Source organism: Nocardia sp. NPDC101769 (genome assembly GCF_044766925.1).
Lineage (GTDB): Bacteria > Actinomycetota > Actinomycetes > Mycobacteriales > Mycobacteriaceae > Nocardia.
Window position 1 is genome coordinate 45,282 of record NZ_JBIWMX010000015.1, and the last position, 14,944, is coordinate 60,225.

15 protein-coding genes are annotated in these 14,944 nt (G+C 67.7%); 11 read left to right on the forward strand and 4 right to left on the reverse strand.

Annotated elements, in window-relative coordinates; genetic code table 11:
* The first annotated feature begins 68 nt into the window (after positions 1 to 68).
* The 3 genes from ACIRRA_RS23230 to ACIRRA_RS23240 all read left to right on the forward strand — a co-directional run bounded on the left by ACIRRA_RS23230 (position 69) and on the right by ACIRRA_RS23240 (position 3,112).
* A complete protein-coding gene (locus tag ACIRRA_RS23230; protein ID WP_402771578.1) occupies positions 69 to 725 on the forward strand; it encodes a CHAP domain-containing protein in 657 nt (218 codons plus the stop codon).
* Positions 726 to 881: 156 nt separating this feature from the next.
* Positions 882 to 2,114: a hypothetical protein gene (locus tag ACIRRA_RS23235; RefSeq protein WP_402771581.1), complete on the forward strand. Its 1,233-nt coding sequence runs from the start codon at positions 882 to 884 to the stop codon at positions 2,112 to 2,114.
* A gap of 272 nt (positions 2,115 to 2,386) precedes the next feature.
* Positions 2,387 to 3,112 carry a DUF1906 domain-containing protein gene (locus ACIRRA_RS23240; protein WP_402771583.1) on the forward strand — a complete coding sequence of 242 codons (726 nt, stop codon included), beginning with the start codon at positions 2,387 to 2,389 and terminating at the stop codon, positions 3,110 to 3,112.
* Between the two features lie 28 nt (positions 3,113 to 3,140).
* Here the strand turns inward: ACIRRA_RS23240 and ACIRRA_RS23245 are convergent, their stop codons facing one another.
* Positions 3,141 to 3,509 carry a hypothetical protein gene (locus tag ACIRRA_RS23245; RefSeq protein WP_402771586.1) on the reverse strand — a complete coding sequence of 123 codons (369 nt, stop codon included), beginning with the start codon at positions 3,507 to 3,509 and terminating at the stop codon, positions 3,141 to 3,143.
* A gap of 179 nt (positions 3,510 to 3,688) precedes the next feature.
* A complete protein-coding gene (locus ACIRRA_RS23250) occupies positions 3,689 to 4,441 on the reverse strand; it encodes a hypothetical protein (protein WP_402771589.1) in 753 nt (250 codons plus the stop codon).
* Between the two features lie 342 nt (positions 4,442 to 4,783).
* Here ACIRRA_RS23250 and ACIRRA_RS23255 point away from each other — a divergent pair, with 342 nt between their 5' ends.
* Positions 4,784 to 6,016: a mannosyltransferase gene (locus ACIRRA_RS23255; protein WP_402771957.1), complete on the forward strand. Its 1,233-nt coding sequence runs from the start codon at positions 4,784 to 4,786 to the stop codon at positions 6,014 to 6,016.
* Positions 6,017 to 6,200: 184 nt separating this feature from the next.
* On the forward strand, positions 6,201 to 7,421 hold the full coding sequence (locus tag ACIRRA_RS23260; RefSeq protein WP_402771591.1) for a mannosyltransferase: 1,221 nt from the start codon (positions 6,201 to 6,203) through the stop codon (positions 7,419 to 7,421).
* Here ACIRRA_RS23260 and ACIRRA_RS23265 read toward each other — a convergent pair.
* On the reverse strand, positions 7,363 to 7,656 hold the full coding sequence (locus tag ACIRRA_RS23265; RefSeq protein WP_402771960.1) for a 4a-hydroxytetrahydrobiopterin dehydratase: 294 nt from the start codon (positions 7,654 to 7,656) through the stop codon (positions 7,363 to 7,365). The two genes, ACIRRA_RS23260 and ACIRRA_RS23265, sit on opposite strands and share 59 nt — an antisense overlap.
* 20 nt (positions 7,657 to 7,676) lie before the next feature.
* Positions 7,677 to 7,853 carry a hypothetical protein gene (locus tag ACIRRA_RS23270; RefSeq protein WP_356995835.1) on the reverse strand — a complete coding sequence of 59 codons (177 nt, stop codon included), beginning with the start codon at positions 7,851 to 7,853 and terminating at the stop codon, positions 7,677 to 7,679.
* Between the two features lie 170 nt (positions 7,854 to 8,023).
* Between ACIRRA_RS23270 and typA the strand changes: the two genes are divergently transcribed.
* The 6 genes from typA (at position 8,024) to ACIRRA_RS23300 (ending at position 14,887) form a co-directional block, all read left to right on the forward strand.
* Positions 8,024 to 9,922, forward strand: a complete 1,899-nt coding sequence (gene typA, locus ACIRRA_RS23275) for a translational GTPase TypA (protein ID WP_356995836.1) — start codon at positions 8,024 to 8,026, stop codon at positions 9,920 to 9,922.
* Between the two features lie 255 nt (positions 9,923 to 10,177).
* Entirely contained in the window at positions 10,178 to 11,920 is a 1,743-nt protein-coding gene (locus ACIRRA_RS23280) for an ABC transporter family substrate-binding protein (RefSeq protein WP_402771594.1), read from the forward strand.
* Complete coding sequence (gene mshB / locus ACIRRA_RS23285) at positions 11,917 to 12,810, forward strand: N-acetyl-1-D-myo-inositol-2-amino-2-deoxy-alpha-D-glucopyranoside deacetylase (RefSeq protein ID WP_402771595.1); 894 nt, start codon at positions 11,917 to 11,919, stop codon at positions 12,808 to 12,810. The genes ACIRRA_RS23280 and mshB overlap by 4 nt, the downstream gene beginning before the upstream one ends.
* A gap of 12 nt (positions 12,811 to 12,822) precedes the next feature.
* Positions 12,823 to 12,981 carry a hypothetical protein gene (locus ACIRRA_RS23290; protein ID WP_326306468.1) on the forward strand — a complete coding sequence of 53 codons (159 nt, stop codon included), beginning with the start codon at positions 12,823 to 12,825 and terminating at the stop codon, positions 12,979 to 12,981.
* A complete protein-coding gene (locus ACIRRA_RS23295) occupies positions 12,978 to 13,475 on the forward strand; it encodes a hypothetical protein (protein ID WP_356995839.1) in 498 nt (165 codons plus the stop codon). The genes ACIRRA_RS23290 and ACIRRA_RS23295 overlap by 4 nt, the downstream gene beginning before the upstream one ends.
* A gap of 107 nt (positions 13,476 to 13,582) precedes the next feature.
* Positions 13,583 to 14,887, forward strand: coding sequence for an FAD-binding oxidoreductase (locus ACIRRA_RS23300; RefSeq protein WP_402771598.1), 1,305 nt, complete (start codon positions 13,583 to 13,585; stop codon positions 14,885 to 14,887).
* Positions 14,888 to 14,944 lie beyond the last annotated feature (57 nt).

Here is a 14,944-nt window from a genome sequence, read left to right on the forward strand (position 1 = left end):
AACTCCGCGGCCGGGTGGAACGTCCTCCCTGGTAAGGCCGAAGGCCGGCCGGAACGGGGGAGGACCGAATGACAGTCGAGCTCGAGCGCCCGCGGCGCAGACGGCGACGATGGCTGGTGGTGGGTACCGTTGCGCTGGTGATGATTTCGGCGCTGAGTGCCGGGGGAGTGCTCGGCGTGCGGTGGTGGCAGCAGCACCGGCACGAGGAGTCCTACGGCCCGCGGGAGCTGGACGGGCGCCTGCTGCACGACTTTCCGGAGGTCGATTCCGCCGGGTTGAGTCCCGGGCAGATGCAGGTGGTCGATGTCCTGCGACAGCAATTCGACGAACAGAGCGGTCGGGACAAATACTCTGAGGGCATTGCCGAACCCTGGTGCGCCGACTTCGTCAGCTGGGTGATGCGGGCGGTCGGACAACCGTTGAGCAATCCGAATTCCGGATCCTGGCGGATTCCTGGTGTGTACACCCTGGAGGAGTACTACCGGGGGCAGCATCGTTTCGAGCAGGCGAACAACGGATATCTCCCGCGGGTCGGCGATGTGGTGATGTACTCGGATTCCAGTGTGTTCCATCAGCACACGAATATCGTTATCGCGGCGGACTCGTATACCATCACCACGGTGGGCGGCAATGAGGCCGGTGAATCCGGCGGTGTCGCCATCCACAAATTCCGCCCGTCCGGCACATCGGGGCTGGTCGGATTCGGGCGATTGGGAACACGCTGATTCCACATTCTGGAAACACGCGGGGCGGGGTGTACAACTGAGCGCACCTTCCGCTTACGATGGGTTTCGGCGACGCCCGGCAGCGTCGTCGATTGATCCCTGTCCTGCTGCCCCCTCATCGGCAGGACAGGGGTCCCCGCCCGACGAAAGTAGCTGATGACGTCGTCCGACCAACCGACCTGGATCGATTACGCCGAATTCGGCGAACGTTTCGTGGCGGCGGCGGTGACGGAAACCCGGATCGAGTCTGCGGTCTCCAGCGTGGCCGGGCGGGGAATCACCATCGGCCCCTTCGGAATCGGGCCCGCCGGGCTCGCCCGTTTCGTGGCCAAGGGCAGTATCGGCAAACCCACCGTGATCCGGCGCGGGCCGCACGTGCACTTCGACGTCATGCTCCCGGTGAAGCTGCGGGTCGACGTCACCCTCGGCGGACAGCGGCTGCGGCTGGAGGCGGTTGTGGAGATCGACCTCACCATGCATGCCCGCACCGCCGATCCGCTGCTCATCGTCATCGATATTCCCCCGGTCACCGGGCGCGACGTCAGCTTCGTCATGCGCGCGCAGGCCATCGGCAGCGCCTGGGAACTGCTGCTGGACCCCATCGCCAAACTGGTGCAGCGCGAGGTCGCCAATCGTCTCAACGGCATTCTGGCCGACCCGGATTCGCAACGCGGCCGCACCTTCGACGTACAGGCCATCATGGACGGCACCCGCTCGGCCTACCGCGGACGGCCGACCCACGAGTGGATCGGCTATGACGAATTCGGCCGCCGGTTCTTCGCGCGCATCGTGACCACGGAACGGGTGCGGCAGGTCGTGGAATCGATGGCGGGCAAGCCCATCGAGGTCGGCCCGCTGCGCACCGGCCCGGGCAACAAGGCCGAGGTCTGGGTGCAGGGCAGTGTGCGGCTGCCCCGGATCGCCGCCGCCGGCCCGGTCACCGTCACCCCTGTGCCCGAGCCGCGGATCGCCGAATTGCCCCATGCCGCAGCCGAATCGGCGGCGGCCGCGGCGCACGCGAACTCCCATGATCCGGCGCTGGTGCGCTTCGACCTCACTATTCCGGTGAGCCTGGACATCTCCGTGGACGTGCTCAAGACCAACCGCTATCGGGCCGAGCTGCAGGTGCCGGTGGCCCTCACCGCGCGGGCTGCCGATCCGTTGCTGATCGTCATCGACGCGGTGCCGCCGCGCGCCCGCGATATCGATCTGGAGATGACCGCGGAGGGCTGGCGGGCGGCCGCGCTGGGCAAGCTGGCCGGCATGCGCAAGCAGATCGCTGCCCAGGTGGCGACGGTCGTGCGCGCCGAGGTGGCCGACGTGTCGCGCCGGACCATCGATGTGGGCGCCCGGCTGGACTCGACGCGCGTCCGAGGTACCCGGCCGTAGATAGCTGTAAGTTCGCCATCGGCCGGTCGTCGCCCGTTTCGCCCCGATGTGACATATGGTGCCGATGTGCTCGATGAGCCTGGCGATTCCAATGTGAATATGGTGAAATGAGAGCACGTTCAGGGCTCCCGGCGCACGGATGATCTTGTTTTCATCGGGGAAGGTGCGCCGGGCACGCCGCAAGTAGTTCCAACCGGTCACCGGTGAGATGCCGTCTCCCAATCGTCACGACTGGAATGTTCGACCAGCGAGTGTGTGCGAAGGAGCCCATGATGCGTTCTGCCCATGTCGATCGACGGAACTTCCTCTCCGGGGCCACGGCTCTCGCCGCCGGAATCACCGCCGGACTGACTCTCCCACCCGCCACCGCGGCAGCCAAGCAGCAGCTCGGCACCCTCCTCGACTACGCCGGCGGCGTCCCCTCCGCCCAATCCATCAGCGATGACGGCCATATCGGAGTCATCCGCTATGTCTCCGACCGGCGGCCCGGCGCCGAATGGATGGAAGGCAAACCGCTGCTCGCACGCGAGGTCGACGCCCTGCGCGCCGCGGGCCTGTCGGTGGTCTCCTGCTACCAGTTCGGCAAGGCTCAGACCGCCGACTGGCGCGGCGGCTACGCGGCCGGATTGAAGCACGCCGCACGGGGATTGATCCTGCACAAGGCCGCGGGCGGGCCCGACACCGCGCCCATCTACGCCTCCATCGACGACAACCCCGGCGACGATGATTTCGAGCAGTTCATCGAGCCGTATCTGCGTGGCTGGGAGACCGTCATCGGGCACGGCCGCACCGGCGTCTACGCGAACTCGCCGACCATCGACAACATTCGCGACGTGGGCCTGTGTTCCTTCTTCTGGCAACACAATTGGGGCACCCCGAAGGGGTACGTCCACCCCGCCGCCACCCTGCACCAATTCGAGATCGACGAGCGCGAGGTCGGTGGCGTCTCGGTGGACGTCAATGCCGTACTGGCCCCGCAGTACGGCCAATGGTGGTAGCCAGACTCTCCCAGCTGAAGGAAACCCGTCAGGTCTGGCAGTGGCAGGTCGGGTCGAGTGCCAGGTCCGGCTCCTCGGGGACGACCCGGAGCATGAGGTGGGGATCGGTGTGTTCGTCCTCGCCGCTGCCGTCGGAGAAGACCTCACCGTTCCCGTTCCAGGAAAACAGGGACCAGCGGGACAGCGCCGAGAAGGCGGAGCCGAGGCTGCCGAAGGAAGCCGAGGAGATGAGAGAGCCGAACGAGCCCACCGACCCGATCGACAGCACCGAACCCACGCTGCCGATGGACAGGATCGAATAGGCCGAGCCGATCGACAGGATCGATCCCTCCGAACGGATCGAGAGGATCGACCGGCGCGAATACAGTCCCCGCACGGGGTTGGTCACAGCGGCCATAGATGTCGGTCTACCACACGGCACCGCGAGACAGTATGGAACGTGGCAACTGATTTGGTGAGTTCCGGGGTAACTCACCGGGTACGCCCGAAAATCGGTTGGGCTCCCAACCGCCGGCACGGGTGCCCTACAGTGAGCGGCTCTCAGCCGCCCGCTGAATATTCGGGGAGGCGGTACTGCTAGGCGACGGTGAAGAATCCGATGGTCGGCAGGAACGAGCAGGTGATCGGCTGCGACTCAGGATCGGCCTGGGTGGTCAGCGAACCCGAGACGATGGCGACCACACGACCGGAACCGGTATTGGCGATGGCCGACAGGGTGGCCGGGCCGTCCGGGTTGATGTGCGCGTCATTGGTCAGGTTCTGGGTGGCGGTGGCGCGCGTGTCGAGGTTCAGCCACTGCACCGTCATCGGGGTGGGCTGCACATCGGTGGGCTGCTTGGTGCCCAGCGCGGTGAACACGAAACCGGCCTGGCCCTGCGCCGGTCCGGGCGGGGGCAGCTGCGCCGGACCACTGACGGCCAGCGCGGTGCCCACCGAGTCCGCCGTGGAGGAGATGCAGCCCTTGCCGATGGTCGGCCACAGGAACTGCGAGATGACCGGGCCATCCTTCGGGATGTCCGGGCCGCCACCGCCACTGCCGTCGAGGAAGGTGATGACGGCGAGCAGTGTGGTCTTCACCTGCGGCGGCAGGTTGCTGCTCTCCAGCAGCTGCTTGGCCTGGGCGAGAATGGCGTTCTTGGGGCCCGCGTCCGCGATATCGGCGGGACCGGTGGCCGCGCCGATGATGGCGGGGACCAGCGAGGCCAGCGCGTCGACCGGAACCCCTTCGGGGATCATCGGAATCGACGCGCTCTGGGGTGCCGGCGCGGGGTTCGCGTAGGCCGTCGGCACGGCGACGGTGGCGCAGGCCGCCAGGGCCAATGCGGACATTGCGAACCGCGATCCTCGGGTGCGAAGCACTGGTGTAGCCGTCCTTACCTTCAGGGACATCTAGCAGCGATGGAGCCATCGCTCCGCGTCACTCTAGGGACCGGGCCGCCGTGTTGTACAGCCGCGGTGTGATCTTGGCGAACTCGATCAGCTGACGCTATCGAACGGCCGAACAGAATGCGTGTTGCGGATGGGGTCGGTGATGCAAATGTTACAGCGGAGGGTCCGCGCTGCACGGCTCATTTCGCTGGGCGACTACGCTTGCCAGGGCCGCAACGCCGCATTCGCGAGGCCCGCAAGCCGCATTCACCAGCCGTGCACTCGGCCGGTGACCCGCCCGAGCTGAAAGACAGTGCCGTGAATCGACACTTCCACATGGCCGCCGCGGCACTGGGTATTTCGGTGCTGGCCCGTCTCGTGTGGGTTCTGTGCCTGCCCAATGGCATGAACTTCGTGGACCTGCACGTCTATGTGGACGGCTCCGCGAACCTGTTCGGTGGGAACCTCTACGACTACACCGATTCCAGTAAGACGCCGGACTTTCCGCTGCCGTTCACCTATCCGCCGTTCGCGGCGCTGGTGTTCTATCCGCTGCATTTCCTGCCCTTCGGCGTGGTCGCCATCGGATGGCTGCTGGCCACGGTGGCGGCGCTGTTCGGTGTGGTGTGGTGCGCGCTGGAGATGATGGTCGGCCGCGAGGCCATGCGTGAACAGTCCTGGCGCACCGCCGCGGTGGCGTGGACGGCGATCGGCATGTGGCTGGAGCCGGTGCGCTCGACCTTCGACTACGGCCAGGTCAATGTGTTCCTGGTGCTGCTCGCCATGATCGCGGTCCGCAGCGCGCGCTGGTGGGTGTCGGGCACGCTGGTCGGCGTGGCGGCGGGCATCAAGCTGACCCCGGCCGTCACCGGGCTGTATTTCGCGGCCCGCAAACGCTGGTTCACGGCGATTTGGTCGGCGCTGGTCTTCTTCGGGACCATCCTGCTGACCTATCTGTTCGCCCCCGGTGAGACCAACAAGTACTTCCGTGAGCTGCTCGGCGACGCGCATCGCATCGGGCCGGTCGGATCGGTGACCAATCAGTCGCTGCGCGGCGCGCTCAGTCGCCTGCTCGGCCACGACGTGGTGTCCGGGCCGGTGTGGATCGCGGCCGCGCTGGTGACCGCCGTGCTCGCGTTCTTCGCTTGGCGCGCACTGGATTCCGACGACCGGCTGGGCACGCTGATCATCGTGCAGCTGTTCGGGTTGATGGTGTCGCCGATCTCCTGGTCGCACCACTGGATCTGGCTGCTCCCGGTCATCCTGTGGCTGCTCTACGGCCCGCTGCGACAGGCGGCGGGCGCCCGGGTGCTGGCCGGTTACTGGCTGGTGGTGACGCTGATCGGTGTGCCCTGGGTGCTGGGCTTCTTCCAGAACTCGATCTGGACCATCTCGCGCCCGGGCATCCTGTCCTGGCTGGGCGCGGTGGACGTACTCGGCGTGCTGGCGCTCTATGCCTGGATCATCGGGGCGGGCCGGCTCAGCCCCGGACATCCCGTCGATCGAACTCGCGAGCAAGAGCTGTCCGACCGGTGAAGTGAGATTTTCGGCGCGAGATCCACGTCCCGAATTTCTCGGGATGCTCGAATGTCGTTGGTGCCCTGAATATTTGGGGTGCGCGGGATAATCGTTGGTCCAGCTACGCTCATCGAGCGCCGAAAAGGCCTGCTCGCCAGCCGTGAATTCCGGTCGGTGATCCACCCGACCGAAAGTCCACGCCGTGAATCGACGTTTCCGCCTGGCTGCCGCTGCTCTCGGCGTCTCGGTGCTGGTCCGCCTGCTGTGGGCGCTGTTCTGGCCCAGCAATCTGATCCTCGTGGACCTGCACGTCTATGTCGAAGGCGCCGCGAATCTGTTCCGCGGGAATCTCTACGACTGGACCGATTCCAGTCGGTCACCACAATTTCCGCTGCCGTTCACGTATACACCGTTCGCGGCGCTCGTCCTGTATCCGCTGCATTTCCTGCCCTTCGATGTGGTGGCCGCCGGCTGGCTGCTGGCCACCGCGGCGGCGCTGTTCGGCATCGTGTGGATCTCGCTGGAGATGATCGTGGGCCGGGAGGCCATGCACGAACAGTCCTGGCGCACCACGGCGGTGGCGTGGACCGCCGGCGGCATGTGGCTGGAACCGGTGCGGTCCACCCTCGACTACGGCCAGGTCAATGTGTTCCTGGTGCTGCTCGCCATGGTCGCGGCGCGTAGTGCCCGGTGGTGGGTGTCGGGTGCGCTGGTCGGCCTGGGTGCGGGCGTCAAGCTGACCCCGGCGGTGACCGGGCTGTATTTCGTGGCCCGCCGGCAGTGGCTCGCGGTGATCTGGTCCGCGGTGGCCTTCGCCGGGACCATCGGCGTGACCTACCTGCTCACGCCGGGGGAGACCACAAGGTACTTCGGGGAGCTGGTCGGCGACCCGCGTCGCATCGGGCCGATCGGTTCGGTGATCAATCAGTCGCTGCGCGGGGCGCTCAGCCGCCTGGCCGGCCACGACATCGGGTCCGGGTTGCTGTGGAAGACGTCCGTGCTGGTGACGGCCGTGCTCGCGTTCTTCGCCTGGCGCGCACTGGATTCCGACGACCGGCTGGGCACGCTGATCATCGTGCAGCTGTTCGGGTTGATGGCGTCGCCGATCTCCTGGTCACACCACTGGGTCTGTCTGGTCCCGCTGATTCTGTGGCTGCTCCACGGCCCGCTGCGTCAGGCCGCCGGTGCGCGCCTCATGGCCGCATACTGGCTGTTCACGACGGTGATCGGGGTGCCCTGGATGCTGGGAACCCTGCAGAAGTCGATGTGGGATATCTCGCGTCCGGGCTACCTGGCCTGGCTGGGCGCGGGGAACGCCATCGGGGTGCTGGCGCTCTATGCGTGGATGATCCGGGCTGGGCGGCTCAACTCTGAGCGTGCAGTTGATCGATCTCGCGAGCGAGAGCCATATCGTGTTTCGTGAGACCGCCCGCGGAGTGGGTCGACAGTGTGAAAGTGACCCGCCGCCAGCGGATATCGATATCGGGATGGTGGTTTGCGGCCTCGGCCGCGGCGGCCACCCGGCGCACCAGTTCGATGCCGGCCAGGAACGAGGGGGCTTGGATGGTGCGCGTGATGCTGTCGCCCTCACGGGTCCATTCGGGCAGTTCGGTGAGGGCCTTGGCGATGTCGTCGTCGGAGAGCAGCGCAGGACTCATGACTCCGGTGTACTCCGGATTCAGGCCGCCCGCGCGAGTTTCAGGCACTTCTCGAGTTCCTTGCCGGAGCAGCCCGCGGCTTCGGCCTTCTTCATCCGCGTAATCACAACAGGGCATTTCAGGCACCGCGTCTTCTTGCGGCAGCATTTTTTCTTCGGCTTCAGACCCGAGACATGTTTGGCCTTCACCTTGCCCATGTTGGTTAGCATAACCTAACCTCCGCCCATTGACCATGTGACCTAGTGCGCCCGGTAGTCTGTAGCTCGCCGCATGCCCGGTGGAGTTCGCCATGTCTCTTCGTAGGCAAGCCCCACGCATGAGACCCATCCGGGTCGGCAACAGACTTTTTCACCAGGAGGAATCAAACGTGTCGTCTGTCGAGTTCCGCAACGTCGCCATCGTGGCGCACGTCGACCACGGCAAGACAACACTGGTCGACGCCATGCTCCGGCAATCCGGTGCGTTCGCCGAACGTGCCGAACTCGTCGACCGAGTGATGGACTCCGGTGACCTCGAGCGCGAGAAGGGCATCACCATTCTCGCCAAGAACACCGCTGTTCACCGGCATAACGCCGACGGATCGGTCACCGTCATCAATGTCATCGACACCCCCGGCCACGCCGACTTCGGTGGTGAGGTGGAGCGCGGCCTGTCCATGGTGGACGGCGTCGTACTGCTCGTCGACGCGTCCGAGGGTCCGCTGCCGCAGACCCGCTTCGTGCTGCGCAAGGCCCTCGCGGCCTCGCTGCCGGTGATCCTGGTGGTCAACAAGACCGACCGCCCGGACGCCCGCATCGAGGAGGTCGTCGAGGAATCTCACGACCTGCTGCTGGACCTGGCCTCCGACCTCGACGACGAGGCCTCCGAGGCCGCCGAGCTGGCCCTCGACCTGCCGGTGCTCTACGCCTCCGGCCGCGCGGGCGTGGCCTCCACCAGCCGCCCCGACAACGGCCAGGTGCCGGACGCGGAGAACCTCGACGAGCTGTTCGAGGTCCTCATGAAGTACGTTCCCGCCCCCAAGGGCGACCCGAAGGCCACCCTGCAGGCGCACGTCACCAACCTCGACGCCTCCCCGTTCCTGGGCCGAATCGGCCTGGTGCGCATCCACAACGGCACCCTGAAGAAGGGCCAGAACGTCGCGTGGATGCACGGTGACGGCGTCAAGACCGTGAAGATCACCGAGCTGCTCAAGACCATCGGCGTCGAGCGTCAGCCCGGCGAGGAGGCCGTGGCCGGTGACATCGTCGCCATCGCGGGCATTCCGGACATCATGATCGGCGACACCCTCGCCGACGTCGACAACCCGGTCGCGCTTCCGCGCATCACCGTCGACGAGCCGGCCATCTCGGTGACCATCGGTACCAACACCTCGCCGCTGGTCGGCCGGGTGCAGGGTCACAAGCTGACCGCTCGCATGGTGAAGTCGCGCCTGGACCAGGAGCTGGTCGGCAACGTGTCGCTGCGCGTGCTCGACATCGGCCGCCCGGACGCCTGGGAGGTGCAGGGCCGTGGTGAGCTCGCGCTGGCCATCCTGGTCGAGCAGATGCGCCGCGAGGGCTTCGAGCTGACCGTCGGCAAGCCGCAGGTGGTCACCAAGACCGTCGACGGCAAGGTGCACGAGCCCTTCGAAGAACTGACCATCGACTGCCCGGACGAGTACCTGGGCGCCGTCACCCAGCTGCTGGCCGCCCGCAAGGGCAAGATGGTCCAGATGAGCAACCACTCGGCCGGGTGGGTGCGCATGGAGTTCATCGTCCCGTCGCGCGGTCTGATCGGTTTCCGCACCGACTTCCTCACCGAGACCCGCGGCACCGGTATCGCCAACGCCGTGTTCGACGGCTACGCGCCGTGGGCCGGTGAGATCCGCGCTCGCCACACCGGTTCGCTGGTCTCCGACCGCAATGGTTCGGTCACCCCGTTCGCCATGATCCAGCTGGCCGACCGCGGCCAGTTCTTCGTGGAGCCGGGCGCCGACACCTACGAAGGCCACGTGGTCGGCATCAACCCGCGTGCCGAGGACCTCGACATCAACGTCACCCGCGAGAAGAAGCTGACCAATATGCGGTCCGCCACCGGTGACGTACTCGAAACCCTGGCCAAGCCGCTGCAGCTGGATCTCGAGAGCGCGATGGAGTTCTGCACCGACGACGAGTGTGTCGAGGTCACCCCGGAGATCGTGCGAGTGCGCAAAGTCACCCTGAACGCCAACGACCGCCAGCGTGAGATCTCGCGCCGCAAGGCCCGCGACAAAGCTGCCGCCCAGTAACCAACCGAGCGCAAGGGCCGGGCAGAGCCTTTGCCCGGCCCTTGCGATGCTCGCCTAGGATCTCCGAGAGCACTCCGTTCACGGCGCTCCGCGCTGCGGACTGTGCAGGCAACCCAGCACCACGAACCATCGCGCGATGATTCGCGGCCGTCTCGATTCTGGACCGACGGAGCGGGGGAGCGAAGCGGAGGAGCGGAGGAGGGAAGAATCGAGACCTCAGGGCCGCGAATCCGCCCGGAGCGAAGCGGAGGGCAAATGACACAGCTGCGCGCGGTGTTGGTGTTGGTGGCGACCCTGTTGGCGGTCGCGACCGGATGCACCGCGAATCCGCCACCGCCCATCGAATCCACCGACAGTCCGAAGACACAGCCGGCCAAGCCGGGGAAGAACTCGGTCGTGGTCGCGGTCGATGACATCGGGATCGGGTTCAATCCGCATCTGCGGTCGCAGCAGTCGCCGGCGACGGCGGCGGTCGCGTCGATGGTGTTGCCGAGCCCGTTCCGGCCCGGTCCGACGCCGGGGGTGCCCGGCGGCACGGACTGGATTCTGGATCCGGCGCTCATGGTGTCGGCGGATGTGACGGCGCAGGAGCCGTTCACCATCACCTACCAGCTCAAGAACGAGGCGTCCTGGTCCGACGGCGCGCCCATCGCGGCCGAGGACTTCAAATACCTCTGGCAGCAGATGATCACGCAGCCGGGCACGGTGGATCCCGCTGGCTATCGGCTGATCTCGGATGTCAGTTCGTCGGCGGGCGGCAAGACGGTGACGGTCACCATGACGCAGCCGTATCCCGCCTGGCGGCAACTGTTCTCGGATCTGCTGCCCCAGCATCTGGTCAAGGACTCGGGTTTCGAGCAGGGGTTGATCGACACCATCCGGATCTCCGGCGGCCAGTTCCGCATCAAGCAGGCCGACCGCGGCCGCGAGGAGATCCTGCTGGAACGCAATGACCGGTACTGGGGTCAGCCCGCGGTGCCGGATCAGATTCTATTGCGGCGCGGCGGAACTCCCGCGCAGGTGGCGGAGTCGCTGCGGGTCGGGGACGCGCAGATGGCGCTGGTGCACGGCGGTGTGGCGTTGCAGGCGCAGCTGGCGGCGATTCCGTCGGTGCGCACGGCCACCATGCCGCAGTCGCGGGAGATGCAGCTGGCGCTCAACGGTCGCAGCGGCGACCTGGCCGATGCGCGGGTGCGGCGTGCGGTGCTGGCGCTGCTGGATCCGGTGCTGCTGGCCACGGTCGGCGCGCAGACCGGCAGCTGGGTGGAACCGGCTCGGGCACAGGTGCTTTCGCCCTCGGATCCGGGTTATGTCGCGACCGAGCCGCCGCGGCTGAGCCAGGAGGAGGCGTTCGGACTACTGGCCGAGGCCGGATTCGCGCGGGCCGCGGAGACGCCCGCCACGCAGTCGGCGACCTCGCCCGCCCCGCAGCCGCGGTCGCTGGCCAAGAACGGTAAATCGCTGACGGTGCGGATCGGCGCGGTGGACGGCGACACCACCACGCTGGCGGTGGCCAATACCGCCGCCGACCAATTGCGCAGTGCCGGAATCGATGTCGTCGTGCGCAGTGTCACGGCCTCGGAGTTGTACGGCAAGGAGCTGACCGACGTCGGGGTCGACGCCGTGATCGGCTGGGAACGCACCGGTGAGGATCCGGCCACGGTGCTGGCGTCGCGTTACGGGTGCACGCCGGTGGCGCCGCCCGGTGACACCGCCGACACCACCGTCGCGGACGGGGCCAAGAAGTCCCCGTCGAATGTCTCCGGCGTGTGCGATCCGACCCTGCAGCCCGCCATCGACGCCGCCCTGCGCGGCATCGATGTGGGCAAGGTGATCGGCGAGACCGAGCCCAAGCTGTGGGAGCTGGCGACGGTGCTGCCCATCGTGCAGGACACCCAGGTCGCCGCGGCGGGCCCCCGGGTGGACGGGGCCTCGCTGAGCGGCGCCATTCAGACCGGCATCTTCGGTGATGCCGCCAACTGGCGGAGGCTGCCGTGAATCCTCTCGATGCTTCCCGGCACGGCCTGCTGCTGGTGCACGCGCATCCGGACGACGAGTCCATCACCACCGGCGGCACCATCGCCCACTATCGCAAGCGCGGCCTCCCGGTCACCGTGGTGACCTGCACGCTCGGCGAAGAGGGTGAGGTCATCGGCGACGACTACGCGCATCTGGTGGCCGGGCAGGCCGATCAGCTGGGCGGTTACCGCATTCTCGAATTGACCAGGGCGCTGGCCGAATTGGATGCCGGGGTGCCGAATTTCCTGGGTGGCGCGGGCCGCTGGCGGGATTCCGGCATGGCCGGGACGCCGTCGGCGCGCAACCCCCGCGCCTTCGTGAACTCGGGCACCGCCGCGACCGACGCGCTGGTGCAGGTGATCCTGGAGCTGCGCCCGCGCGTGGTGATCGGCTACGACCCGCGCGGCGGCTACGGGCATCCGGACCACATTCGCGCGCACCAGATCACCATGGCGGCCATCGACGCCGCCTCGGACTGGGGCTGGACGGTCCCGAAGGTGTACTGGACGGTCACCGACCGGACCGTGCTGGCCATGCACACCGAGTCGTTGAAACGCCGCACGGTGGAACAGTTGCCGGGTGCGCTGCCGCGCGGGTGGCGGCTGCCGCATGCGGGCGAGTTGGCCTGTGTCCCCGCCGAATCCGTGACCACCACGATCGATGTCTCGGATGTGCTGGCGGCCAAGCGCGCGGCTCTGCGGGCGCACGCCACCCAGGTGATGGTGGCCCCCTCGGGCCGGGAGTTCTCGCTGTCGAACGATGTCGCCCAGCCGGTGCTGCCGGAGGAGCATTACATTCTGGTGCGTGGCGAGCGCGGACCGCTGGGCCCCGACGGCCGCGAACATGATCTTCTCGGCGGCCTGGAATGAGAGACTGACGCTATGTACAACTGGGACCTGCAGAACGCGATCGCGGCGTTCGTCGAGAGCCAGCGCCCCTACTTCGAGTGGCAGCACGAGCTGTACCTCTCGGTGCTCTACGGCTTCGTGGACATGCAGAGTCAGCTGCTGACGCTGCTCGGATTCCCGCCGGTGCCGTGACGGCGGCGGTCGGTGCCCGGGCGGGCGATGCGGTGATGGCGGCGGGACCGGTGCGCGGGGTGCTGACCGCGTTGATCGGCACGCTGCTACTGGCCGATGCGGTGATCACGCTCGGGTTCGAGGTGCTGTTCCTGCCGATCTACGCCGGTCGGGCCCACATCCCGGAGCCGACGCCGGTGCTGGCCGCTGGCACCCTGGCCTCGAGCACGACCGACGGCGCGATCGCGGTGCCGCTCACGGCCCTGGCCGCCGCGGTGGTGAACGTGCTGCTGGTAATGGGCATGGGTGTGATCACCAAGCGGATCGGGGTGATGGCCCTGCCGATTCTGGTGTGGGTCCTGGGTTTCCTGATCTGCGCGGGTTTCAGCCCGAGCGGGTATGCCCTGCTCATGGGTGACTGGCCGACCATGCTGCTGCTCATCTGCGGCCTGCTGCCGGCGGGCATGTACCTCTACTACCGCGCGACCGTGCGCCTGGCCCGGTCCGGAGCCTGAACGGATCGTCCTGCGTTTCCGGTTCCTTTCCGCCGCGGTGTCACACTTCGGCGCCCTGTCTCGTCCCCCTCGTGAATCGCAATCACGATCAGGAACGAGGGAAGACGATGGGATTCGACGAACTGCGCAATGCTGTCCGGGGCCGCGTCCTGGAGTCCGGTGACGCGGACTTCGAGCAGGCCGCGCGGCCGTGGAGCCTGGCCGTGACGCAGCCGGTGGCGGCGGTCGCCGAGATCGCCGATGCCGCGGATGTGGCGGCCGTGGTCCGCTACGCGCGTGCCGCGGGCCGTCCGGTGGCGACCCAGCCGACCGGGCACGGCGCGGCGGGCGGCATCGATACCGCGATCCTGTTGCGGACCGGTGCGCTGAACCGGCTCGAGATCGATCCGGTCGCGCGGGTGGCCCGGGTCGGCGCGGGTGTGCGGTGGGGACAGGTGCAGGCGTCCGCTGCCGCGCACGGCCTGACCGGGCTCGCGGGCAGCAATCCGGTGGTCGGCGTGACCGGCTACACGCTGGGCGGCGGCAAGAGCTGGTTCGGCCGTAAGTACGGCTGGGCGTCGAACGCGGTGCGCGCCTTCGAGATCGTGGACGCCGAGGGCCGCCCGGCCCGGGTGACCGCGGACAGTGATCCGGACCTGTTCTGGGCATTGTCCGGTGGCGGTGGCGATTTCGCCGTGGTGACGGGCCTCGAGTTCGAGCTCTTCCCCGCGCCGGGGCTGTACGGCGGCCGCATCACCTGGACCGCCGATCGGCTGCCGGAGGTGTGGGAAGCCTTCCGCGAGTTGACTTCTCGAGCCCCGGATGAGTTGTCGGTGTGGTTCAACCGCTTCCAGTTCCCGCAGGCGCCGGAGATGGTGGGCGTGGACCTCGCCTGTCTGGGCGATCCGGAGCGGGGCCGGACCCTGGTGTCCGCGCTGGACCGGATCGGCGGCGCGCTCACCGACACGCGGGCCGCCCTGTCGGTGGCGGACCTCGGCGACATCACCAGGGAGCCGGTCGATCCCAGCCCGGCCATCACCCGCGGCGAGCTCCTCGACGACCTTTCCCCGGCGGCGGAGAAGATCATTCTCGGCGAATCCCTCGCACCGCTGGTCAGCGTTCAGGTCCGCCACCTGGGCGGCGCGCTGGCCCGCCCGGCCGCGGGTGCGCGCGGTGCGCTGTCCGACCGCTACCTCGTCTCCACCCTCGGCCTCGGTCTGCCCCACCTGCGAGAAGCGGTGCACGCCAGGACAAGTGCACTGGTGGCGGAGTTCGGTGCGCTGGTGACGGGCAAGAAGCCCTTCACCTTCCTGGCCCCCGGTGAGTCGGCCGCCGCGGCTTTCGACGCGGTGACCGTGGACCGTCTGCGCACGATCAAGCGTGAGCGCGACCCGCAGAACGTGATTCGCTCGAACTTCCCGGTGCTCGGCTGACGCTGCCGAATTCCGGCCCGGCGGTGGAGCATTCGATCCGCCGCCGAGCCGTTTCGG

Coding starts and splice junctions, on each gene's coding strand:
- ACIRRA_RS23270 (WP_356995835.1), bottom strand. CDS start 7,853: ATGGGCAAGGTGAAGGCCAAACATGTCTCGGGTCTGAAGCCGAAGAAA.
- ACIRRA_RS23300 (WP_402771598.1), top strand. CDS start 13,583: ATGGGATTCGACGAACTGCGCAATGCTGTCCGGGGCCGCGTCCTGGAG.
- ACIRRA_RS23245 (WP_402771586.1), bottom strand. CDS start 3,509: ATGGCCGCTGTGACCAACCCCGTGCGGGGACTGTATTCGCGCCGGTCG.
- ACIRRA_RS23250 (WP_402771589.1), bottom strand. CDS start 4,441: ATGTCCGCATTGGCCCTGGCGGCCTGCGCCACCGTCGCCGTGCCGACG.
- ACIRRA_RS23240 (WP_402771583.1), top strand. CDS start 2,387: ATGCGTTCTGCCCATGTCGATCGACGGAACTTCCTCTCCGGGGCCACG.
- ACIRRA_RS23290 (WP_326306468.1), top strand. CDS start 12,823: ATGTACAACTGGGACCTGCAGAACGCGATCGCGGCGTTCGTCGAGAGC.
- ACIRRA_RS23235 (WP_402771581.1), top strand. CDS start 882: ATGACGTCGTCCGACCAACCGACCTGGATCGATTACGCCGAATTCGGC.
- ACIRRA_RS23280 (WP_402771594.1), top strand. CDS start 10,178: ATGACACAGCTGCGCGCGGTGTTGGTGTTGGTGGCGACCCTGTTGGCG.
- ACIRRA_RS23230 (WP_402771578.1), top strand. CDS start 69: ATGACAGTCGAGCTCGAGCGCCCGCGGCGCAGACGGCGACGATGGCTG.
- ACIRRA_RS23265 (WP_402771960.1), bottom strand. CDS start 7,656: ATGAGTCCTGCGCTGCTCTCCGACGACGACATCGCCAAGGCCCTCACC.